The organism is Plantactinospora sp. KLBMP9567, from assembly GCF_033446045.1.
Taxonomy (GTDB): domain Bacteria; phylum Actinomycetota; class Actinomycetes; order Mycobacteriales; family Micromonosporaceae; genus Plantactinospora.
On sequence record NZ_JAWQRR010000018.1, the window covers coordinates 287,654 to 311,104 of the forward strand.

The window sequence follows — 23,451 nt, forward strand, 5'->3', positions numbered from 1 at the left end:
CGACGGGCCGGGTGTGTCCGGGTGATCTTGTCGCCGGCATAGACGCCTGGTGTGGCTCGGCGAATCGCCTGCCGCTAATGCCGTTGGTTGGGACAGTGGGAGGGTGAGCAGCGGCGGTGGGGAGACGGCCTCGGAGGGGGCTTTCGGAGCCGGTGGACGGGTCAAGGCCGCGACGCACGGCGGGGTGACGCGCGCGGAGTTCTTTCTCGATCTGGTCTTCGTCTTCGCCTTCTTCAACGTCACCCATCTGATGTCGGAACGATCAGCCACGGATGCGTTGCTCTTCGGAGGGTTGGTGGTGCTGCTCCTGTGGCGCAGTTGGGCCGGGTACGCCTGGGTCGGGAACCTGGTCCGGCTCGACCGAAACGGGCTGCCGGTCGCCGTGTTCGCGATGGCTACCGCGATTCTGCTTGTGGCGGTCGCCATTCCGGAGGTGTTCGTCGAACATTCTGCTGGCTTGTCCGGCCCCCTCGTGTTCGTCGTCGGCTTCCTGACGGCGCGCGTTGGATCCCTATTGATCATCTCCGCTGCGCGACGAGGCACGGAGAGATCGTCCGCTGCGGCTCGACGGGCCTGGCTGCCGCTGGCCGGTAGCCTGCCGCTACTACTGTCCGCAGTTCTGCTGCCCGCTCACCTGCCGTCCGGACGGGGCGCGGAGGTTCTTCAGCTTGTGCTTGTCGTGGTCGCGATCGTCGTCGACTACCTGGGGCTGCGGGCGCCGGGAATCGGGACATGGCAGCTCACGTCGGTTCGGCACTGGGCCGAGCGACACAACCTGATAATGCTGATCGCGCTCGGTGAGACGATCATCTCGATCGGAACGAGTCGAGGACTCCTCGGTGACGATCCGATCACCTGGTCGGTACTCGCCGGGGCGGTGCTCGCCCTCGTCGTCGTGGCGTTCCTGTGGTGGGCGTACTTCGACATTGCGGCGCCCGCCGGGGAGGCCGCGTTGGAGTCCACTCCACGGCGCGAACGGTCACGTCGCGCCCGTGATGCCTACACGCTGTTGCATCTGCCGATGATCGCCGGCCTCATCCTGGTGGCGTTCGGGCTCAAGAGGGCGCTGGGCGGAACGCCGTCCGGTCATCCTGAAAACTGGACCATGGCGGACCTGGCGGTCCTCTACGGCGGTGTGGTCCTGTACCTGGTCGGGTTGGTGGCGTTCGAGTGGCGCACCGTCCGGCGGATCGGTCGCGGACCCGTGTTCGGCCTTGTTCTCGTGGCGGTGCTGGCAGCACCGGCCCGCTACCTGACAGCGTTGGGGTCGCTCACGATCCTGGCCGTTGCTCTGTTCTGTGTGGTGGTCGCCCATCTGACAGCGCTACGACACCGGCACCGCGAGCTGCATCGCGCCGTCGCGGCAACAGTCGGCCGGGAGGTCGACGCCACCCCGGAGGAACTCTTCCTGGATCTGGTCTTCGTATATGCGTTCCTCCAGGTCACTGTCATTATGACCCGACATCCATCGGTGACCGGGGTGACCCTGGGACTGGCCGTCCTGGCGCTTCTGTGGTGGTCGTGGGTCAACTACACCTGGTTCACCACGACGATCCGCGGTCCGGAGAACAGCCTGCGACTGCGCCTGGTCGTACTGGCCGCGGTGGCGCTGATCCTGACGCTCGGCATCGCCGCGCCCCAGACGTTCAGCGACGTGTCCGGAGGATTGCCCGCGCCGCTGATCGTTGTCACCTCGTACGCGGCGGTGCGCCTGCTCCACCTGGCGTCGTTTTGGTGGGTACTCCGCCATGACATCGCCCTTCGCTCCATCGTCGTTCGCGCGGCCGTACCGACCGGAGTAGGGATCGCCCTGCTGCTGTCCGCAGTGTCGATCGCCCTGGCCACCGGCGACCCGCTCACACCCTTGACCGCACTGTGCTGGGCCGCCGCCATCGTCATCGACGTGGGCGGCGGATACCTCATCGGGTCCCGCAACTGGCGACTGCGCTCCGTCAGCCGATGGATGGGCCGCTTCAACCTGATACTTCTCATCGCGCTCGGCCAGGCGGTCATCTCCACCGGCATCGCCGCCAGCGACCCACCCATCTCGCCGTCCACATTCGTCACCGTCGCGCTCAGCGCGACCCTGTTATCCGCGATGTGGTGGACCTACGTCGGCACCGACATCGTCGTCGGTCAGCGGTTCACCGAACTCACCCAGAGCCGCCAACGAGGTGCGTTAGCCCGAGACGCCTACGCGTACCTGCACCTGTTCCTCGTCGTCGGCCTCGTACTGGTCGCCTTCGGGTTGCGCACGACCTTGCCGCAGCAGGGACGGAACTCCGCCTCGCTCGCCATGTTCGGACAGGTCACACTCACCTGCGGAATCGTCGTCTACCTCTTGGCCGACCATCTCGTCTGGCAGCGCGCCCGCCGCCGGATCGCTGGCCGACGAGCGGCGAACCTGGTCGTCGCCGCGCTCGCTCCGGCAACCATATTTCTGCCGATACAGTGGGCGTTGGCCGCGCTCGCGTTGGCACTGTTCGCCGCACACTTGCTCGCACGCACGTCAACCCCGCCACTCGACACGGTACTCGACCACCGAATGTGAAGCCTCCCAGGCGGGTCCATGCCCGCTCAGAGCCGCGTCGCCGGGTTGGCCCGGCGGTTACCACGCCGGGTCCAGTTCGCGGAGCCAGCTCCGCATGGCGGCCGCGGTCGTTCCGGCGTCGCCGTCGACCATCGTGTAGTGATCACCCGGGATGTCGACGACCTCGTGCGGTAGCGGCCAGCACGGCGACCAGTCTCCGCCGGGATCGGCGTCGCGCATCTCACGGGTGGGAGCAGCGCGCAGCAGCAGTGTGGGCACCGGTGACGGCTGAGGTTGCCAGCCATCGAAGATCCGTACGTACGCGCCGCCGGCGATCATCATGGCGTCGGAGAAGAAGCCGTGGAACAACTCCGCTGGACGGTTGCGGTCCACCGCCACCAGCGCGAGCGCACGTCGGTCGTCCCGGCCCTCGGCGCCATGGTGGCTGTCGATGAGGATCACGCCGGCCGGCGGGGCGTCGTCGGATGCGAGGTGCCCGGCGACGGCGTGCGCGACCAGGCCGCCGGTGCATTCGCCGACGATAACAACCCGTCGGTCGCCGGCCATGGTACGGACCGTGTCGGCGTGCAGGTTGGCCAGCGTGGCGGCGCTGTCCGGGATGTCGCGGCGGGCACCGAAGCCGGGATTGACGAGCATGTGCAGGTCGAATTCGTTGTCGAGCGCCCGGACCAACCCGACCGGAGTCGGATCGGACAGCGCGAGATAGCCGGGAATGTACAGCAGGATCGGCCGGCGCGGGTCACCCTCGGCCAGGCGAACGGGCGGGATGACGTGCTGCGCTCGCTGCTCGACGCTGAACGTCGGCAGGCCGTACGAGGCGATATACCGCAGCGCCATCGCCTCCGGCACACCCTGTGCACGGATGACCCGGTGATAGATCGCGGTGAACCGGTCCGACGCGGTTCGCTCGCCGTTCGGTGCCGCCCTGGTCGGCATGGCGTCGTGCGGCGTCGCCTCCGTGCGCAGGGTCTCGGCCAGCAGCGGGTACAGATGTGCGGTCAGTTCCGCCAGGGTCGGATGGTCGAGGGCGATCGTCGCTTCCAGCCGTACCCCGGTGAACGTGCTGAGCCGGTTGCGGAGCTGGACCGCGGCGAGTGAGTCGAGGCCCAACTCGGTGAAGTGCCGCTCCGCGTCCCACGACGCCGCGTCCGTAAAGCCCAGTACGGCGGCCACCTCCGCCCGGACCAGGGTCGACAGGGCCGCCTCACGGTCCGCCGCCGGCACCCCGGCGAGGGCCTCGCGCCAGGCCTCCCGCCCGTCGTCGGCGGCTGCGGCGGCTCCGCCCTGGGCGGCCGGCACCAGGGAGCTGAGGATCGGTGGTACGGCGGCGCCGACCAGCGCAGGCACGTCCAGTAGGAGCGGGACGAGCACCGGCTCGGGGGTGCGCAGCGCCCGGTCGAGCAGCGCCGTGCCCTGCGCCCGAGTGAGCGCCCGGATTCCGCCGTCGGTCAACTGCCGGCGGGCCGTGTCGGTCACCGCTCTGCCGGACATGCCTCCGGCGTCGTCGTCGGCTTCCCACAGGCCCCAGGCCAGCGACTGTGCCGGCAACCCCCGGGTGGTGCGGTGCTGTGCCAGCGCGTCCAGGAACGCGTTCGCGGCCGCGTAGTTGGCCTGACCCGGTCGGCCGAGCACGCCGGACGCCGAGGAGTACGTCACGAACGCCGCGAGACCGAGCCCTCGGGTGGCCTCGTGCAGATGCCAGGCGGCGTCTGCCTTCGGCGCCAGTACGGCGGCGATCCGCTCCGGCGACATGGCGGTGAGGACACCGTCGTCGAGCAGACCGGCGAGGTGGAACACGGCGGTCAGTCCCGGCCGGCAGGAGGCGACCAGCGCGTCGACCTCCGACCTGTCGCGGACGTCGCAGGCGCGCACGCTGACCCGGGCCGGGAGTTCGTCCGCCCAGGGCGGCGGCGTCCCGCGTCGACTGGCGAGCACCAGGTGCCGGACCCCGTACTCGGCGACGAGGTGGCGGGCCAGGATCGCACCGAGGGCGCCGGTGCCGCCCGTGATCAGTACGGTGCCATCCGGATCCAGGGCCGGTGCGGCGCCGTCGGCCGCGACGGACGGGGCGAGCCGTGGCGCGACTATGGTGCCGCCGTCGACCGCGAGCCGTGGTTCGGCCAGCGAGGCCGCCCGGTCCAGGGCCGCCTCCGACGCGGGCGCGCCGCACAGGTCGACGACGGTGTACCGGCCAGGGTGTTCGGACTGGGCGCTGCCGACCAGCCCCCACACCGCAGCGGCGGCCGGATCCGGGTCGGCGCCGGTGGCCCGTTCGGTGACGACGACCAGGCGTCCCGGCCGGTCGGCGCCGAGCCAGTCGGTGAGCCGGCGCAGGGTGCCGTCGAGCAGTGCGCGTGCCCGGGCGGGTGGGTCGCCGTCGGCGGGCGCGGCCGGGCGGAACAGCTCGTACCGGCCGCCCTCGCCGGCGGCCGGTGCCGGTACCCAGTCGACCCGGTGCAGCGCCGGGCGGGCCGTCGCCCGTGCCACGGTCTCGGCGTCGATCTCCTTGCTGACGAGTGAGTCGATCGTGGCGACGGGTCGGCCGAGCGGGTCGTCGACGGTGACCCGTACCTCGTCCGGTCCGATCCGGTGCAGCACCACCCGCGCGGCCGTGGCTCCGGTGGCGTGCAGTTCGACGCCGCCGAGCGTGAACGGCATCCGTGGCCGGTCCGGCGATTCGGCCAGCAGGCTGGCATGCAGGGCCGCGTCGAGTAACGCCGGATGCAGGCCGTACCGGCCGGCTTCGCCCGGTCGCAGGGCCAGGTCGGCGTAGATGGTGTCGGCATCCCGCCACAAGCCGGTGACCAGGCGGAACGCCGGGCCGTAGCGGAATCCCGCCGCAGCGAGCCGGTCGTAGTCGACGGCGACCGGCCGGGCACCGGGCGGCGGCCAGTCGGGCCGGGGCGCCGGGGCACGGCCGGTTGCGGCCGTGACGTCGGCGGTGGCGTGCTGGGTCCACGGTCCCGGAGATCCGTCCGGGCGGGCCCAGATGGTCAGCGGACGGTCACCGGTGCCGTCGGGCGCGTCCACGACGACCTGGACGTCCACCGGTCCGGACAGCACCAGCGGGGTGGAGATCGTCAGCTCAGCCAGCCGGACGGCGGCGTCGTCCCCGGCACCCGACGCCCGGAACGCCATCTCGGCCAGTGCGGCCGCCGGCACGACGACGTCGCCGCCGATCACGTGGTCCGCGAGCCACGGCTGGCGGGCGGCGCCGAGGAGCCCCGAGTGGCGTACCTGTGGACCGTCGGCGGCGGGCTGCGGATCGCCGAGTATCGGATGGGACGCCACGGCGGCCGGCGGGGTGGCGTCCAGCCAGTAGCGCTGCCGCTGGAAGGGGTACGTCGGCAGATCACACCACCGGGCACCGCTGCCGGCGTACGCCACCTGCCAGTCCACTGACACGCCGTGCAGGTGCAGCGTCGCCAACGCGTCGAGGAAGCCGGCGACCTCGGTGGACCCGGGTCGGATGCCGGGTACGAAGGCGGCATCGGAGTCCGCCGCGACGCACCGCTCGGCAAGGACGCCGAGGACCGCGTCCGGCCCGACCTCGAGGTAGGCGGACGTGCCGGCCCGGTCGAGCCAGGCGACCGCGTCGGCGTACCGAACCGTCTCGCGGGCGTGCCGGACCCAGTATTCGGCGCTGCCGAGCGCGTCCGGCTCGGGCCGACCGGTCAACCCGGAGACCACCGGCACCGAGGGGCGGTGGTAGGTCACCGACTCGGCCACCGCCCGGAAGTCGGCCAGCATCGGATCGAGCAACGGCGAATGGAACGCGTGGCTCACCCGCAGCCGGTCGGCACGACGCCCGAGCCGTGCGACCAGTTCCGTGACGGCGTTCTCGGCACCGGAGAGCACGACGGACTCCGGGCCGTTCACCGCGGCCAGCCCGACCGGGCCGGCAACGTCGGTGCGGAGCTCGTCCACCTCGGCCTCGGTCGCCCGGACCGCGACCATCGTCCCGCCCGGGGGAAGGGCGGCCATCAACCGCCCCCGTGCGGCGACCAGCCGGGCCGCGTCCGGCAGCGAGAGTACGCCTGCGACGTGCGCGGCGACGAGTTCACCGATCGAGTGTCCGGCGAGGTGGTCCGGCCGGACGCCACACGCCTGGTACAGCGCGTGCAGCGCCACCTCGTACCCGAACAGGGCCGGCTGGGCGTAGTCCGTGCGGTCCAGCAGTTCGGCGTCGTCGCCCTCGACCACGGTGTGCAGCGGCCGGTCCAGGTGGGGCGTGAAGGCGGCGCACACCGCGTCGTAGACCTCGGCGAACCGGGGGAAGGCTGCCGCCAGTTCGTTGCCCATCCCGAGCCGCTGTGCACCCTGCCCGGTGAACAGGAACGCCAGCCGTGGCTCGCGGCGGGCGACCGCCAGGCGTACGCCGATGTTCGGCATCCCGCGAGCCAGGTCGCGTACCCCGTCGAGGTGCCCGGCCCGCACCGCCGCCCGGTGTCCGAGCGCGGTCCGCCCGGTGGCCAGCGAGTACGCGACGTCCAGCGTCGAGGCGTCCGGGAGCGCGGCGGCGAGCCGCCCGGCGTACGCCCGCAGCCCGGCCCCGTCGGCGCCGGCGAGCAGCCAGGGCGGGGTGCCCCAGCGTGAGGAGCGGGCGGGCGCCGACGCACCGGCCTCGGCGGGATCGGCGGCGCGGTCGTCGTCCGAGCCGGCTTCGGCGGCCGGCACGGCAACCCTGGCGGTCGGCTCCTCGAGGATCACGTGCGCGTTGGTGCCGCCGATGCCGAACGACGAGACGGCCGCCCGTCGTGGCCGTCCCTCGGCGGGCCACGGCCGCGCCGTGTCAAGCAGCCGTACCGCACCCGCGGTCCAGTCGACATACGGCGACGGCTCCTCGGCGTACAGCGACCGGGGGAGCTGTCGATGGCGCATCGCCTCGATCATCTTGATCACGCCGGCCACGCCCGCCGCTGCCTGGGTGTGACCGAGGTTCGACTTCACCGAGCCCAACCAGACGGGACGCTCCCGGTCCTGCCCGTACGTCTCGAGAATCGCGGCCGCCTCGATCGGGTCGCCGAGCCGGGTGCCCGTACCGTGCCCCTCCACCACGTCCACCTCGGATGCCCGCAGTCCCGCGTCGGCGAGCGCCAGCCGGATGAGGTCCCGCTGCGACTCGCCGTTCGGTGCGGTGAGTCCGTTCGAGGCGCCGTCGGAGTTCACCGCAGTCCCGCGCAGGATCGCGAGCACCGGGTGCCCGTGCCGCCGCGCGTCGGCCAGACGTTCCAACAGGACGAGTCCGGCTCCCTCGGCCCAGGCGGTACCGTCCGCGCCGGCGGCGAACGAGCGGCACCGGCCGTCCGGGGCGAGGCCGCGTTGCCGGCTGAAGGCGAGGAACGGCCCCGGCGTCGCCATCACCGTCACACCGCCGGCGAGGGCCAGCGAGCACTCGCCCGCCCGGAGCGCCTTCGCCGCCAGGTCCATCGCGACCAATGACGACGAGCAGGCCGTGTCGATGGTCAGCGTCGGGCCGCGCAGCCCGAACACGTAGGCGATGCGCCCGGATGCCACACTGCCGGCCGAGCCGATTCCGAGATGCGACTCCAACTCGTGCGCGGACAACCGGCTCGCATAGTCGGCGTGCATGAGTCCGACGAAGACCCCGGTGTCGGCGCCGCGCAGCCGAGGCGTGGGAATACCAGCCCGCTCGAACACCTCCCAGGCGACCTCGAGCAGCAGCCGGTGCTGCGGATCCGTGGCGAGGGCCTCGCGCGGTGAGATGCCGAAGAACGCCGGATCGAAATCCGCCGCCTCGTGCAGGAATCCACCCCGGCGGGTGTACGTCGTACCGATCCTGTCCGGGTCGGCGTCGTACAGCGCCTCGACGTCCCAGCCGCGGTCGGTGGGAAACTCACTGGTCGCGTCCACGCCGTCGACGACGAGCTGCCACAGCTCTTCGGGTGAACGCACCCCACCCGGGTACCGGCAGCCGACTGCGACGATCGCGACCGGCTCGGTGGCGGCTCTCGGGCGCCGAACGACCGTGACCGGGGTACCTCCGAAAAGGCGATCGTCCAGATAGGCCACCAGGGCCGCCGGACTGGGCTGGTCCCACAGCACCGTCGTCGGCAGCCGCGACCCGGTGCGCAGGCTGAGCCGGTGCCACACCGTCATGGCCGCCATCGACGTCATGCCCAGGTCCGCGAACGCCGTGGTCAGCTCGGCGATCGGGCCGCAGACCGCCGCCACTTCGGCGCGGACCAGGTCTGTCAGCACGGCCCGGCGCTCGACGGCGGTCAGGCCGTCGAACCGGGCCGTCGTCTCCGGCGACGAGCCGGCCGCGAGTGCCTCGCGCAGCAGCCGGCGTCGGGGCTTGCCGGAGGCGGTACGCGGAATCACGGGGGTGAAGACAATCTCCTCCGGCACCTTGTACGCGGACAACGCCCGCGCGCAGGCCCGGAGCAGGCCGGCCGGATCGGTCGCCCCGGCGGTGTCCACCGGCACGACGAAGGCCACCGGAACCTCGCCGAGCAGCGGGTGGGCCCGGGCGACAACGGCGGCGTCACGTACCTCGGGCAGGCGTCGCAGCATCTGTTCGATCTCGGCCGGGTCCACGTTGGTGCCGCCGCGAATGATCAGGTCACCGACCCGTCCGACGACGCTCAGGTGCCCGTGCTCATCGATTCGTCCCAGGTCGCCGGTGCGGTACCAGCCGTCCCGCAGTACCTCCGCCGTCGCCTGCGGTTGTCCGTGGTAGCCGAGCATGAGATTGGGCCCCCGGACCCAGACCTCGCCGTCCGCGTCCGGTGCCGCCGCTCGGCCCGTCGCCGGGTCGACCAACCGCACCTCGACGCCCGGGGCCGGGGGGCCGCTGGTACCGCCCACCCGCGGTCCCGCGACCGGTTCCACCGCGATCATGCCGCAGGTCTCGGTACTGCCGTAACAGTCCAGCAGCGGTACGCCGAGTCTGGCCTCGACGTCCGCACGCAGCTCTGCGTCACTGACCGCCCCTGCGGTCAGGCAGATCCGCAACGACGACACCGCCGGCGGGTCGGCGTCCAGTAGTTGGCGGTACGTCACCGGCACCCCGGCGACGACGGTCGGTGCCGCTTCGTCGAGCAGCCGGGCCACCGTCGCGGGAGCGGGATCAGAGACGATCCGCGCGCTCGCGCCGGCCATCGTGACACCGAGTACACAAAGCGAGTGTGCGAAGCTGTGCGCCATCGGCAGTGGCCACAGCAGACGGTCGGCCGAGGTCAGGCGTAGCACCGGCCCGTAGCAACTGACCGCCGACCAGAGGGCCGCCCGCTGGTTCGAGACAGCGCCCTTGACCGCTCCGGTCGTCCCGGAGGTGTAGAGCATGAAGGCGGGCTCGTCGAGGCCAAGGTCGTCCGGCACGTCTCCGACGGGGTCCCCGGTTTCGTCGCCACCGCCAGCGAGGTCGCTCAGCCGGCGCGCGCCGGCCGGCAACGGACCCGCTCCGGCCACCACCAGCCGTAGCGGACGGAGTCCTGCGGTCACTCGGGCGACCTGGCCGAGGCGTCGTTCGTCGATCACCAGTACCGTCGGTTCGCAGTCGGCGAGCAGGGCAGCCAGCTCGCCCTCGGTGCAGTGTGGATTGAGCGGGACGCCGACAGCCGTGGCCCGGACCGCCGCGAAGAGCACCTCCACCAGGTCGACGCCGCCGTCGAGGCAGAACGCCACCCGGGCGCCACGTGCGATGCCGAGAGCGGCGCCGAGACGTGCCGTACGCCGCTCCAGCTGGCCCCAGGTCACGGCGCGTCGGTCGTCGGCGTACGCCGTCCGGTCTCCGTACCGCCGGGCGTTGTCCCGCAACAGCAGCGGTATCGGCTTGATCACGTCCCGTTCGCCGGACGGGGTGTGCCTTTGCCCTTCGACGTCCCAGACATCCCGCACAGTCCTGATCCTCGCATTCGGATGCCAGTGGCGCCCGCCATCGGGGAAGCACCCTCACTGCCCGGCAACGAGCGCGCCGGTCAGCGGGTCGTAGCGGTGCACCCTGGACGTTCTTCTTGTGCCCCGGTTGCCCAACCCGGTACCCGGGTACCGGAGTGGTTGGTTGAGCTGCCTGGCCCGTCAGTACGGCGACCCCGGCACGTTGAGTTCGACCTGGTACAGGCCGAAGTCGCCCCAGGTGCCGGAGGTGATGAACAGGGTTCGGCCGTCGGGGCCGCCGAATGCGGCGTTGGTGGTGTTCCGGCCCGCGGAGATCGTGCCCAGCTTCTCGCCGCTGGGCGCGAAGACGTGGATTCGCCCGTCGGTGTAGGAAGCCCAGTAGATGTTGCCGGCGCAGTCCACCGTCGCGCCGTCCGGGCCGGCGAGGCTCGCGAACGTGGTGCGCCGACCGGTGCTGCCGTCCGGCATCAGGTCGTACCGGAAGATGGTGTTGTCGGCGTTGCCGCCTGTGTAGAGGGTCGTCTCGTCCGGCGACAACACGATGCCGTTGGGTTGGGACACGGTGCCGTCGACGAGGAACACCTCACCGTCGCTCACCCGGAAGACCCCGGTCATTCCGCCCAGCTCATCCGGCCGGTTGCCGCGTTGGAAGTTCGGGTCGGTGACGTAGATGGTCCCGTCGGCGCGGACCGTGAGGTCGTTCGGGGAGTTGAACCGTCGTCCCTGGAAGCCGCTCGCGAGTGAGCTGCGGCTTCTGTCGGACAGCAGGTAGGAGGACACGCTGCGCTGGTCGTGGGTGGCGGCGAGGACCCGGGTGCCGTCCCCGGTCACGGCCAGCCCGTTGCTGCCGGCGTTCTCGAGGAACACGTCGAACGTGTTCGGCGGGGTGAACCGGCGGATCGTCGAAGGCTGCACGTTCTCCGGGCCCGTACCGCCGCGCATGTCGGAGAGGAGCAGTTGGCCGGACCCGGCGAGCCAGACCGGTCCCTCCAGGAAACTGAAGCCGCCGCTGATCCTGGTGGCGGCCATGGTGGCGGCGGGTAGCGGCGACGGGTAGGAGGCGCCCGGGGTGCAGGGGCCGGTCGTGCCGGCGGGGGCTCCGACATCCGCCGGATCGCCGGCGCGCACGGTGTCAGCGGCATCCGCCGGGTCACCGGCGAACGTGGTGTTGATGGTCAGGGCCGTCAGCAGCGTCAGGGCACCGGCCAGGGCGGCGCGGGCAGATCGTCGGGGCATAGGTCGCTTCCAATCAGGGGTGGGAGCTGCTCACTCGTAGGGTCGGCCCGGGCTCCCGCGGCCGGCCGGTGGGTCGCGGTGTGCCAGGCCGCCGTCGTGGGCGCGGTGCTCGGACGGTCCTGCATGTCGCCGTCCGACCGGCTGGCAAGGGGGTACCTGCGGTCGCGCACCGTCTGCGGGATCACCGCGTTCACCGAGTTCGCCGGTCCTGGGTCAGGGGTACCGATGAACGGCGTCTCCACGCTTTCATCGATTGAAATCTATGTATACCACGTGGGCGGCGGAGGGCGGCGCGGAGCCCTGCTGCCTGTTCTGCAACGAGACCCCCGCGTCCAGCAGCCGCAGTCACGGCCACCGCCCACCAGCTCCGGACGGCGCGGAGTTGTCACGCCGGTTGCGACCGGGCAACGGACTCGGTGAGGTCACGCAGCGCCATCTTCGAGAACTTGCCCGTCGCCGTCTTGGGGATCTCGTCGATGACGACGAAGCGATCGGGGATCCACCACGAGGCGACCTGCCCGCGAAGGTACTCGCGCAGGCCCGTCTCATCGACCCCCATCCCAGCCGCGAGTACGACGTATGCGCACGGCCGCTCCCCCAGCGGTCGTCGACGACGCCGATCACCGCTGCCTCACGCACAGCCGCGTGTGCCATCAGCTCGTTCTCGAGCGTGACCGACGAAATCCACTCCCCGCCGGACTTGATCATGTCCTTGATGCGGCCGACGATGTGTAGGTAGCCGAACTCGTCGAGCGTCGCGACGTCACCTGTCCGCAGCCAGCCATCGTCGGTGAAGGACGACGTGCCCGGATCGGCGCCCAAGTAGCTGGCCGCGATCGTCGGCCCGGCCACCTGGAGCTCGCCCGACGCGGTTCCGTCCCGCTCGACGGGTCGACGCTCCGCGTCCACGATTCGTACGTCGACCAACGGCATTGTCGGCCCGGGGGCGAGCAACCGTCGGCGTTCGCCGGCTGGTAGTGCGTCGTGAGCGGACGACACCCGCCCGCACGCAACCAGCGGACTCGTCTCGGTAATCCCCCATGAACTTGTGATGGGTACGCCGATCGCCCGCTCCCATGCCTGGGACAGCGCGTCTGGCAGGGCGCTCCCGCTGTTGACCACCATGCGCAGCGACGAGAGGTCTGCGGTGCCCAGGAATGGCTCCAGACCACGCCAGATCGCTGGCACGCCGGCTTCTGCGAGGGTGTCCCCGGCCGTCGTCAGGCGGAGACCGTCCTCACCGGTCGGTCGTCGACCCGAGATGGATGTGCCGATCGTCCGCGTCCAGCACCAGGCTCGCCAGCCACCGAACCTTTTCAACCTGGACCGCGTGGCTCTTACGCACCGCGTCCGGTTGGCCACACTTCGGGTGTTCAGGCCGCCGCTGAGCGGGATTGCCTTGTCGACCATTTCGCGAGCCAGTGGGGAGACGAGCAGGGACCATACATCTACCGCACCCGCCGACTGGCGCATGACGCTGATGTTGTCGGAGTCGCCACCGAACTTCCGGGCGTTCTGGTCGACGAAGCGGAGCGCGTCGACAAGGTCGAGAGTGCCGAAGTTGCCGGACGCCGACAGCGGATCGCCGTCCCCTGAGCCTTCGGCGCTCAGTCAGCCGAAGATTCCTACCCGGTACTTGGCGGTTACGACCACGGCCTGGGCGCGCCTGGCCAGCTCTCGCCCGTCGTACACCGGATCCGCCGAATAGCCGACGACGTTGCTCCCGCCGTGGATGAAGAAACACGACGTGCAGGTTGCGCTTCGACGTCGACGGACGGAAGACGTTCAGCGTCAGGCGGTCCTCCTCGCCGACGGGCTGCTGCAGCCCATCGCGCACCGCCAGGTCGTAGAGTGGCCGGTTCGGCGACGGGCTGAAGAAGCGCCCGGCAGCGTGCACCCCGACCCGTACTGCTGGGTGCGCCGGACCTCCATCCAGGACCGGTGGGGCTTCGGCGGCAGCCATCGGAGCTCGCCCACCGGCGGCTCGGCGACGCTTCTTGCCGGTCAGCTTCGACGGCAACGCGCAGCCTTGATCCGCCGCTCAGGCCGGGACGAGTCCTCAAGGGTCTCCGACACCTGGCGTTCCTCGGTCGGCCCTTGCGGGCGAGTGTGACGCATGGCACAGTGATGGCACTCAGTGCCGTCTGCGAGCGGCCTGGCCGGCACAGCGTGCTTAGGCAGGAGGTCCGCAATGAGCCAAGTGCTGCGACTTCGTGGAAGATCGAGACGACTCCCTGCTGGACTCACGTTCGCCACCACGTTGGCGAGCGTGACGGCGGTCCTCGGGCCTGCTCCCGCCGCCGCGGCGGACACGGCTCCGAGCTGCGCGGGGTTGGCGGGGAGAGAGATTCCGGCGTCGGCAATCAGTCTGCCGACCAAGGGTGGCCGCGTCGGGTCGGCGGCCCTGGTAACCCAGACCGTGGCTGGCGAGACCATCGAGTACTGCAGCGTCGGCGCGGCGCTCTTCCCCATCGATCCCTCCGCACCGGACATCAGGCTGCACATCGCTATGCCTGTCGGCTGGAACCGCACCGCAATGATGTTTGGTGGCGGCGGATACAACGGAACGATTCCCAACATCACGCAGAACGTGCCATTCGGGCGTCCCGATCAACCGACACCCCTGGCTCGTAGGTACGTGACGTTCGCAAGTGACTCCGGCCACCAGGCAGGTCCCGCAGGCTCCTTGGACGGGTCCTTCGGCATGAACGACGAGGCACTTCGTAATTTTGCCGCCGGCGATGCGCTCAAGAAGACCCGCGATGCCGCCATGTACCTCATCCGTCGTGGCTACGGTTCAGGGCCCAGCCGAACGTACTTCGCGGGCGGCTCGACAGGCGGTCGTGAGGCTCTCGTCGTCGCACAACGGTGGCCGGACGCCTTCGATGGCGTCATCTCCGCCTACCCTGCCTGGAACAACACGGCCGAAGTCCTGTATCTCGGATACCTTGCGCAAGTGATGTCCCGTCCTGGCGCATTTCCCGGGCCCGACAAGCAGGCCCTCCTCTACAACAGCGCCATGGAGGCATGCGACGGACGAGACGGCCTTGAGGACAGGATCATCTCGAACCTCGACGGCTGTGACCTCGACCCCCGCGCGCTCCGCTGCCCCAACGGCGTCGACGCCGGCCCGACATGTCTCTCCGATCCGCAGATCACATCGGTGATCGCCGCATCCAGGCCGTTCAGTTGGCCATACCGAATCGCCAGCGGTGAGCGGTACTATCCCGGCTTTCCTCTCCTTTCAGGTGCTGACATGAGAACGCCAGTTCTTGGATTCGGCACCTCCGCGCCCGCCAATCCCATGCCGGCGACAAGTGGATATGGGGCCCAGTACTGGGACCAGTGGGTCAAGTACTTCCTGACGAGGGACCCCGACTACAACTCCCTTGCTATCGACCCTCGGCGACCAGGAAAATGGCTTCCCCGAATCAGCTACCTTTCCACCGTCCAGGATCGCAACAACTCGGACCTCCGTCCCTTCGCGCGCTCCGGCGGAAAACTGCTTCTCCTTCATGGCTCCGCGGACGAGTTGGTCTCCCACCGCTCGACGAACGACTATTACCGGCGGGTGCTCGACACGGTAGGGCCCCGGCAGACACAAGAATTCATGCGGTACTACCTCGTGCCAGGCGCAAATCACGCCAACGTCGGCGCGCCCGCATTCGCCGCCAACTGGGACTCGCTCTCCGCTCTCGAACGTTGGGTCGAGGAAGGACGGTCGCCTGTCAATCCGGTGGCGGTAGACGGCAGGAGCGGCAGAACGCGCCCGCTCTGCGAGTACCCGCGCTGGCCGAAGTACCGCTCGGGTGATCCCGACAGCGCCCAAAGCTTCGTGTGTTCGCGTTGACGTCAGCCGACCACGGGCCGTGCCGTGACGCTCCGTCGGCGCCCCGGCACGGACCGGGGCGCAGGTGCCCCGCGGTTCAGGTGGAAAGGTTCGGTGACCAGCCGCGGCCAGAGCCGCGCGAACGGTGTGACTGAGAAGGGACTGAGATGCCTCGACCGCCAGCGCTGCTCCTCGCCCGGGGGAGTACAGCCGAGTTGACAGCAGGCTCGTGTGCGTGCGCCCAGCTACCTGTCAGTCGGGCGCAGGACGTTGGTTCGCCAGTACTCCGACAGACCACAGTGCAGGGCATCTCCGCCTCCGCGCGTCTGGCATGCACCACCGTTGGTTTCCGGCGTGCGACGTCCATGCCCTGCCCGGCTGCGGGTGTCCGGCCCCCGCAGGTCACCCGGAGCCCGCAGGTCGCCAGGAAGGAAGCCGTGTGACGACGAGCGGTCGGGTGGCGCTGCGCACGCGGTCCCTGACGAAGGTGTTCCGGGGCTTCCGCGCGGTCGACTCGGTGGACCTCGAGGTTCGCGAGGGCAGCGTGCACGCGCTGGTGGGTCCCAACGGTGCGGGCAAGACCACGTTGTTCAACCTCCTGACCGGTTTCGTGTCCCCGACGTCCGGGGCGATCGCGGTGTTCGACGAGGACGTCACCGGCCACCAGCCCGAGCAGGTCGCGCGCCGCGGCGTGGCCAGGTCGTTCCAGATCACCAGCCTCTTCGAGACCCTGACGAGCCGGGAGCACGTGGAGCTCGCTCTTCAGGGGCTCACCAGCCAGGGGTTCCGGTTCTGGCGGTCGGAGAAGCTACTCGGCAGGAATCGCGCCCGGGTGGACGAGCTGCTCGCGCAGGTGGGGCTGACGCCGCTGGCGGAGAAGCCGGTCGGACTGCTCGCCTACGGGCAGAAGCGCGCGCTGGAGCTGGCACTGGTGCTGGCGCTGGACCCACGGGTGATGCTCCTCGACGAGCCGACGGCCGGGATGGGAATCGAGGACGTCGACCGCACCATCGAGTTGGTCCGTCGCATCGCAGTCGGTCGCACGGTGGTGTTCGTCGACCACAACATGCACGTGGTCGGCAGCCTGGCTGACCGGGTGACGGTGCTGCAGCAGGGCAAGGTCCTGGCGGAGGGTGCCTACGACGAAGTCCGCAACGACGAACGGGTGATCACCGCTTACCTGGGCGAGGCCGACCATGCTTGAGGTCACTGGTCTGAAGGCGTGGTACGGCGAGGCGCAGGCGCTGCACGGGGTGAGCGTGCGCGTGGGGGAGGGCGAGGTGGTCACTCTGGTCGGACGCAACGGCGCGGGCAAGACCACCCTGGTGCGGTGCCTGATCGGCCTGCACCGGCAGATCGGCGGCAGAGTCTCCTTCCTCGGCCGCGACGTCACCCGCGTGCCGGCCCACCAGCGGGCCCGCGCCGGCATGGGCTGGGTCCAGGACGACCGCGGCATCTACGCGAGCCTCACCGTGGAGGAGAACCTGCTGCTTCCGCCCAAGGTCTCCGACCGGGCATGGACGCTGGAGCGGGTCTACGAAACGTTCCCGGTGCTCGCCGACCGCCGCAAGGCGCCGGGCACCACGCTGTCGGGTGGGGAGCAGCAGATGCTGGCCATCGCCAGGGCGCTCCGGACCGGTGCCCGGCTGCTGCTGATGGACGAGCCATCCGAGGGCTTGGCCCCGGTGGTCGTGGCCCGGATCGCGGCGATCATCCGCCAGATCAAGGCCACCGGCGTCGGCGTGCTGCTCATCGAGCAGAACGTCAAGTTCGCAGCCACCGTGGCTGACCGGCACTACCTGCTCAGCCAGGGCCGCATCGTCGAGACCCTCGACAACTCGGAATTCCGGCGGCGCGAGGGCGAACTCCTCAAGCACCTCGGCATCTGACCGGTCGACCAGACGACGCGACACATCCGACACGACACGAGGAGAACCACCATGGAGAGCAAGCGGATTCGGGCCGGGGCCGCGGCCATGACAGGGGTACTGCTTTTCGGCGCCTGCGGTCGCGGCGGCCCCGGGGGTTCGGGTGGTGATTTCACGGACGGCAAGCTGGTTCTCGCGGTGCTCAACGACCAGTCCGGCGTCTACAAGGACGCGTCGGGGCCCAACAGTGTCAAGGCGGTCAAGATGGCGGTGGCCGACTACCAGAAGAAGTACGGCGACAAGGCCGTCGTCGACGAGATCGAGGTGACGTCGACCGACCACCAGAACAAGCCGGACATCGCGAACACCAAGGCTCAGGAGCTGTACGAGCGCGGGGGAGCGGACGTCATCCTCGACGTGCCGACCTCGTCCGCGGCGCTGGCCGTCGCCAACCAGGCGAAGAACCACAAGAAGCTGTTTCTCGACGTCAGCGCGGCGACCACCGAACTGACCGGCGCTCAGTGCAACAAGTACACCTTCCAGTGGGCATACAACACCTACATGCTCGCCAACGGCACCGGCACGACCGTCACCGAGAACGGTGGCAAGAACTGGCAGATCATCTACCCCGACTACGAGTTCGGCCAGAACATGACCGAGTCCTTCACCGAGGCGATCTCCAAGGCAGGCGGCACGGTGCAGGGCACCATCCCGACACCGTTTCCGAACGACAACTTCGCGACCTTCCTCACCAAGGCAGGCAGCACCAATCCCGACGTGATCGGCACGATGCAGGCCGGCGGTGACCTGATCAACGTCGTCAAGCAGTTCAACGAGTCGGGATTGAAGGAGAAGGGCATCGACCTGGCCGTCGGGCTGATGCTCATCACCGACATCCACTCGCTGGGCGTCGACCAGTTCGCCGGCACGATGTTCACCGACGCCTGGTACTGGAACATGGACGACGAGTCGCGCGCGTGGGCGGACCGGTTCCGCGATGAGACCGGGACCCGCCCGACCTTCGAACATGCCGGCAACTATTCTGCGGCGCTCCAGTACCTGGAGGCGGTCCAGGAGGCCGGTACCGACGACGCCGACGCGGTCGTCGGCAAGCTCGAGGGCAAGAAGATCAATGATGTGTTCCTGCGCAATGGCGAGATCCGCGCCAAGGACCACCTCGTCGTCCACGACGCGTACCTGGCCCGCGTCAAGGAGCCGTCGGAGGTCAAGGAGGACTGGGACTACGAGGAAATCGTGACCACGATCCCGGCGGCGAAGGCATTCCCTCCTGCCGAGGCGTCCGAGTGCTCGATCTGAGCGGTGGTCCGGTTTCGTAAGCCCAAGGCACCCCTCGGCGCCCAGGGTCAGCACCGGGAAAGGAACCCATGAACGCAGTGCTGCAGTACGCCGTACAGGGCCTGGCGGCCGGCAGCTTCTACGCGCTGGCCGCCCTGGGACTGGCGATCATCTTCGGCGTCCTGGGCGTGGTGAACTTCGCCCACGGCGCGTTCTACATGCTCGGCGCGGTCACCGCAGCTGTCCTGCTCGACACACTCGGTCTCACGCTGTGGTGGTCGCTGCTGGTGGTGCCGGTACTGATGTTCGTCTTCGGCGTCGTGGTGGAGCGGTTGCTCGTGCAGTGGCTGCTCCGGCTCGACCCCCTCTACAACTTCCTGCTCACCTTCGGCCTCACGCTGGTCCTCGTGGAGTTCGTCAAGCAGAGGTACGGCGTCTCCGGGCTGCCGTACAAGGCTCCGGAAGCGCTATCGGGACGCGTCGACCTGGCCGGCGTCGTGCTGCCGCGCTACCAACTGTTCGTCTTCCTGTTCTCCGTGGCGATCTGTGTGCTCGTCTGGCTGCTGATGACGCGGACCAGGATTGGCATGATCGTCCGGGCGGCAACCGAGAAGCCCGAGCTCGCCCGTGCCCTGGGCATCAACGTGGGCCGCTGGGTGACTCCGGTCTTCGGCTTCGGCGTCGCGCTCGCTGGCCTGGCCGGCGTGCTCGCCGCACCGTTTCGCGCGATCACGGCCGACATGGGCAACAATTTCGCGATCATCCTGTTCGCGGTCGTGGTCATCGGGGGCCTCGGTTCGATCGTCGGTGCCGTGCTCGCGGGTTTCATGGTGGGCCTGGTGGAGGCGTTCGGTCAGGCCTACGCCCCGACGTTCGCACAGATCCTGATCTTCGTCCTGATGGCCCTGATCATCCTGGTCCGCCCCGCCGGGTTGTTCGGACGCAAGGAGGCGACGGCATGACCCAGCCCGTGGTCACCCAGGCTCCGGTCACCGAGGCGCGCGCTCCCATCACGGCGGAAAGCCCGAGGCTGCGATGGGTTCTGCTGACCGCCGGCCTGGTGGCAGCGCTGGCGCTGCCGTGGTTCGTCTATCCGCCCGTGGCGATGGACATCGTGGCGATGGCGCTGTTCGCGATCGCCCTGGACATCCTGCTCGGCTACACCGGCCTGCTGTCCTTCGGACACGCGGCGTTCTGGGGCAGCTCGGCGTACGTGACGGGCCTGATCGCGACGCACTACGGTGCGCCGTTTCCCGTGGCCGTCGTCGGCGGCGCGCTGTTCGCGATGGTTCTCGCCCTCCCCGCCGGCTATCTGTCGGTGCGCCGGTCCGGGATCTACTTCGCGATGGTGACCCTCGCCTTTGCACAGATGGTCTACTTCGTCGGGTACCAGTGGAGCGGCCTGACCGGCGGCGAGAACGGGCTGCAAGGCGTGCCCCGGAAGTTCTTCGGCATCGAGTTGGTGGAGACCGAGTCGTTCTACTTCTACTATGCGGCCTTGCCGATCCTCCTGCTCGGCATGTGGGCAGCCTGGCGGATGGTGCACTCGCCGTTCGGACGAGTCCTGGTGTCGATCCGCGACAACACCCAGCGAGCACGGGCGCTTGGCTACGAAGTGGAGAAGTACAAGGTCATCGCCTTCGTGCTATCCGCCGGACTGACCGGCCTGGCCGGCGGCGTGTTCGCGATCAACCACGGTTTCGTCGCGCTGACCGAACTCCACTGGAGCACCTCCGGCGAAGTCGTGCTGATGACGGTGCTGGGCGGCATCGGCACGCTGTGGGGAGGGGTCCTGGGTGCGTTCCTGTCCGTGATGCTCGCCGACTACCTCGCCTCGTCCGGCTTCGACGGCATCGACCTGGTCACCGGCTCGGTCTTCGTCCTCGTGGTGTTGCTGTTCCGGCGTGGAGTCTGGGGTACCGTTCGTCACCAATGGCTGGCCTGGCGGCAGCGCCGTACGTCGTCGCGCCGCACGTCGGCCAGTGCCGACCCGGCGAGGCGCGGGCCGTGAGCCGCTGCAGACGTCTCGCAGGGTTACAGAGTTCGGCAAACTCACGATGCGCGGGAACTGAGCTTCGCGCAACACCAGATCAGGAGAGGGCACCTGTCGGTGACTTCGCGGAGAATACTCGAGACCAAGTACCGGATCTCGGAAACGGCGATGGCCCTGTTCCTCGAGGAGGGGTATGCAAATGTTACCGTCGAAGCCGTCGCGGAGGCATCGAGCGTGTCCCGCCGCACCGTTTTCCGACACTTCGAAAGCAAGGACGAACTCGCGTTTCCGGACCACACCGAACGCATCAGGCTCGTCGAGCGATGCCTCGTTGAATCCGCTCCTGATACGGATCCGGTAGAGGCCGTCGTCGCAGCCACGGAGGAGTCGTTGCGCGACTTCCTCAGTCGACCCGAGCTCGTCCTCCGGCGATACAAACTGACGCGCGTCGTTCCCGAGCTACGGAAGCGTGAGGTCATTGAACACGAGCGGTACGTGGCGCTCACACGTTCGTTCCTGCGCGATCATCTCCCGGCCGCCGCCCCGCCTTTTCAGTCGACGGCCCTTGCGGCCCTCATCGATGCGATCCACCGATCCGCTCTCGGAAACTGGGTGCGCAGCGGCGGCGCGACTGACGCCCTCGCCGAGTTGGAGGCGGGCATGGAATGGGTCCGCCGCCTCATGGTCCACCAGTCGACTTTCTCCACCTCTCCGCTGCTCCTCGCGTTGCTCCCTGACACGCCGCAAACCCGCCGCGTCCTGACCTCATTGAAAGACGCGGCGGAGGAACTGCTCTAGCCAGGGCGGATAGGGTCAGGAATGAGTATCGCGTGGCCGTGTCCTGGAAGGCCGCCCGGGTTACCAAGACCTGGGCGGACTCCAACGCAATCATGAATAAGCTAATCGGCCGTTACCCGGGCATGTGAGGAGGAGCAGGAGTTGCCGAACCTGACGTTCGACTTCCCGGGGAGAACCGCGATCGTGACCGGAGCGGCGCGAGGACTCGGACTCGAGTTCGCCCGCCTTTTCCACGAGTCCGGAGCGACGGTGTTCCTGGTCGACGCCGACGCCGACGCCGACGCGGTCGCACTGGCGGCAGGCGAGTTGGGCGCTGTCGGCGTTGCCTGCGATGTCACCAGCACCGAAGCCGTCGAGGCCCTGGTGAACCTGGCGGTCGCGACGGCCGGCCGCCTGGACATCATCGTCAACAACGCCGGCATCCTCCGGGACCGTCGACTGTGGAAGCTTTCGGACCAGGACTGGGCCGAGGTGCTGGACGTCCACCTGGGCGGGACTTTCCGGCTGACCCGCGCTGCGGTTCCTGTCTTCCGAGAGCAGCGGTACGGCCGCGTCATCAACGTGACCTCGTACACGGGCCTGCGCGGCAACATCGGGCAGGCAAATTATGGCGCGGCCAAGGCCGGAATCATCGGCTTCACCAAGACCGCGGCCAAGGAACTCGCGACGTTCGGTGTCACCGTCAACGCCATCTCGCCCAACGCCGAGACGCGAATGATCGGCTCGATTCCCGAGGAGAAGCGTCAAGAACTCGCCGCCACCATCCCACTCGGTCGGTTCGCGGCGCCCAGCGAAATGGCCACTACCACGGCGTTCCTCGCCTCCGAAGAGGCCGGATACATCACCGGAGTTATCCGTCCCGTGGACGGAGGAATTTCGATATGACCAGTCCGGACCAGCGAATCGTGATCGTCGACGGTGCCCGTACACGGGTAGGCAACTGCGGCGGAGTGTTCAAGGACACGCCCGATCACGAGCTGGCCTCGATGATTCGCGTGTAGCGGCGGCGTCGCCAACCCAGCCAGATTGGTCGACCTGCGTTGATTTCTTGGGCGGTTGGGCCGTGGTGGTGGGCCGTCTGTCGCGGCGGTGGGTGTGGTCTCCTGGGGCCTCCGGCCGGATGGTCGGGGGCTGATGTGGGTCAGCTGGGTGCGGGGATCGCGGGTGTCGCGAGCTGCCACGCGGTCGCGACGGGCCCTCGCTGCTGCAAGTTGGCCGGGCACGGCATGTGACGAATGCAGAAGCGTGAGCCACAACGTCCAACCCCTGCCCCCTCCCTTCGAGAGGAGGGAGGGGGCAGGGGTTGGACGAGTTGTCGCCGCCGACCGGAGCTGTGATCACCAAAGGCCGCTGAACCAGGTTCGCGACGGATGGTCGTCGCAGTTGTACTGCACGATCCGGGCCAGGTTATCGCTGCTGCCCCCCGCCGGCGTAAGGCACTTCGTACTGTGCTGATTAACAATCTTCACATGGACAGTTCCGGTAACCCGCCAGTTCCGTGAAAGATGCCCGTCGCATTTGTACTGAACCGCCGCCGCATTGTTGGACTTGCTGCCCCCGGCAATGGTGAGGCATTTGTTGCTGTGCGCGTTCACGATGTTGAAGTAGCCGCCGCCGACGTTCCGGCGGTACCAGAACCGGGCATCGTGATAATCGCAGTCGAACTGGACGGCGACTCCATTGTCGGCGGTGCTCCCCCCGTTGATCGTTAGGCATAGCTCGCTGTTCGCGTTGACGATCCAGCTCTGCGTTGCAGCCTGAGCGGTCGCTGGCACCCACACGGCTGCCACTACCAGCAGCGCAACGAACCCGATCCTCATTCCGTGCTTCAGCATCTCTACCTTCTCGCAGTTCACGTTGTGTAGGCGGCTGGAATTGTGCCCGCCCGCGATCGTCGCCTGCCGTCGAGATGGTTCCCGCCCGGCCTTAAAGTGGCACATTTCCGCCCATCCCTCACTCCGTAGATCGCGACTGCCGACCCCGCCGGCAGTCGTCTGGACGCTGTGATGAGTGTGCT

13 protein-coding genes and 1 pseudogene are annotated in these 23,451 nt (G+C 69.1%); 9 read left to right on the top strand and 5 right to left on the bottom strand.

Translation table 11 applies throughout. From position 1 onward, the window contains the following. The first annotated feature begins 103 nt into the window (after nt 1–103). On the top strand, nt 104–2,551 hold the full coding sequence (locus R6Y94_RS14480; protein ID WP_318396349.1) for a low temperature requirement protein A: 2,448 nt from the start codon (nt 104–106) through the stop codon (nt 2,549–2,551). 57 nt (nt 2,552–2,608) lie between these two features. On the opposite strand, the gene R6Y94_RS14485 is transcribed toward R6Y94_RS14480, so the two are convergent. The 4 genes and pseudogenes from R6Y94_RS14485 to R6Y94_RS45125 form a co-directional block, all read right to left on the bottom strand. After that, nucleotides 2,609–10,414, bottom strand: a complete 7,806-nt coding sequence (locus tag R6Y94_RS14485) for a type I polyketide synthase (protein ID WP_318396350.1) — start codon at nt 10,412–10,414, stop codon at nt 2,609–2,611. Between the two features lie 180 nt (nt 10,415–10,594). Beyond that, on the bottom strand, nt 10,595–11,650 hold the full coding sequence (locus tag R6Y94_RS14490) for an SMP-30/gluconolactonase/LRE family protein (RefSeq protein ID WP_318396351.1): 1,056 nt from the start codon (nt 11,648–11,650) through the stop codon (nt 10,595–10,597). A 385-nt stretch (nt 11,651–12,035) separates the two neighbouring features. Then, entirely contained in the window at nt 12,036–12,251 is a 216-nt protein-coding gene (locus R6Y94_RS14495) for an AMP-binding enzyme (RefSeq protein WP_318396380.1), read from the bottom strand. Between the two features lie 230 nt (nt 12,252–12,481). Beyond that, nucleotides 12,482–13,627: pseudogene (locus tag R6Y94_RS45125) on the bottom strand (carboxylesterase family protein); the annotation flags it as partial. A 214-nt stretch (nt 13,628–13,841) separates the two neighbouring features. On the opposite strand from R6Y94_RS45125, the gene R6Y94_RS14500 reads away from it, so the two are divergent. The 8 genes from R6Y94_RS14500 (at nt 13,842) to R6Y94_RS14535 (ending at nt 22,319) form a co-directional block, all read left to right on the top strand. Beyond that, the gene (locus tag R6Y94_RS14500) at nt 13,842–15,500 is read left to right on the top strand and encodes a tannase/feruloyl esterase family alpha/beta hydrolase (protein WP_318396352.1); all 1,659 of its coding nucleotides are present in this window, start codon (nt 13,842–13,844) and stop codon (nt 15,498–15,500) included. Nucleotides 15,501–15,918: 418 nt separating this feature from the next. Further along, on the top strand, nt 15,919–16,683 hold the full coding sequence (locus R6Y94_RS14505; RefSeq protein WP_318396353.1) for an ABC transporter ATP-binding protein: 765 nt from the start codon (nt 15,919–15,921) through the stop codon (nt 16,681–16,683). Next, on the top strand, nt 16,676–17,368 hold the full coding sequence (locus R6Y94_RS14510) for an ABC transporter ATP-binding protein (RefSeq protein WP_318396354.1): 693 nt from the start codon (nt 16,676–16,678) through the stop codon (nt 17,366–17,368). Before R6Y94_RS14505 ends, R6Y94_RS14510 begins: the two co-directional genes overlap by 8 nt. Before the next feature lie 51 nt (nt 17,369–17,419). Beyond that, nucleotides 17,420–18,664 (top strand): ABC transporter substrate-binding protein, encoded by a 1,245-nt coding sequence (locus R6Y94_RS14515; RefSeq protein WP_412102764.1) that lies wholly within the window; start codon nt 17,420–17,422, stop codon nt 18,662–18,664. Between the two features lie 68 nt (nt 18,665–18,732). Further along, the gene (locus R6Y94_RS14520; protein ID WP_318396355.1) at nt 18,733–19,605 is read left to right on the top strand and encodes a branched-chain amino acid ABC transporter permease; all 873 of its coding nucleotides are present in this window, start codon (nt 18,733–18,735) and stop codon (nt 19,603–19,605) included. Next, complete coding sequence (locus R6Y94_RS14525; protein WP_318396356.1) at nt 19,602–20,654, top strand: branched-chain amino acid ABC transporter permease; 1,053 nt, start codon at nt 19,602–19,604, stop codon at nt 20,652–20,654. The genes R6Y94_RS14520 and R6Y94_RS14525 overlap by 4 nt, the downstream gene beginning before the upstream one ends. A gap of 99 nt (nt 20,655–20,753) precedes the next feature. Then, nucleotides 20,754–21,434, top strand: a complete 681-nt coding sequence (locus tag R6Y94_RS14530) for a helix-turn-helix domain-containing protein (RefSeq protein ID WP_318396357.1) — start codon at nt 20,754–20,756, stop codon at nt 21,432–21,434. A gap of 141 nt (nt 21,435–21,575) precedes the next feature. Continuing rightward, nucleotides 21,576–22,319, top strand: coding sequence for an SDR family oxidoreductase (locus R6Y94_RS14535; protein ID WP_318396358.1), 744 nt, complete (start codon nt 21,576–21,578; stop codon nt 22,317–22,319). 452 nt (nt 22,320–22,771) lie between these two features. On the opposite strand, the gene R6Y94_RS14540 is transcribed toward R6Y94_RS14535, so the two are convergent. Beyond that, the gene (locus tag R6Y94_RS14540; protein ID WP_318396359.1) at nt 22,772–23,269 is read right to left on the bottom strand and encodes an RICIN domain-containing protein; all 498 of its coding nucleotides are present in this window, start codon (nt 23,267–23,269) and stop codon (nt 22,772–22,774) included. Nucleotides 23,270–23,451 lie beyond the last annotated feature (182 nt).

Excerpts from the sequence above, each read along its gene's own strand:
- R6Y94_RS14490 (WP_318396351.1), bottom strand. The coding sequence starts at position 11,650 with ATGCCCCGACGATCTGCCCGCGCCGCCCTGGCCGGTGCCCTGACGCTG.
- R6Y94_RS14500 (WP_318396352.1), top strand. The coding sequence starts at position 13,842 with ATGAGCCAAGTGCTGCGACTTCGTGGAAGATCGAGACGACTCCCTGCT.
- R6Y94_RS14510 (WP_318396354.1), top strand. The coding sequence starts at position 16,676 with ATGCTTGAGGTCACTGGTCTGAAGGCGTGGTACGGCGAGGCGCAGGCG.
- R6Y94_RS14515 (WP_412102764.1), top strand. The coding sequence starts at position 17,420 with ATGGAGAGCAAGCGGATTCGGGCCGGGGCCGCGGCCATGACAGGGGTA.
- R6Y94_RS14520 (WP_318396355.1), top strand. The coding sequence starts at position 18,733 with ATGAACGCAGTGCTGCAGTACGCCGTACAGGGCCTGGCGGCCGGCAGC.
- R6Y94_RS14525 (WP_318396356.1), top strand. The coding sequence starts at position 19,602 with ATGACCCAGCCCGTGGTCACCCAGGCTCCGGTCACCGAGGCGCGCGCT.
- R6Y94_RS14540 (WP_318396359.1), bottom strand. The coding sequence starts at position 23,269 with ATGCTGAAGCACGGAATGAGGATCGGGTTCGTTGCGCTGCTGGTAGTG.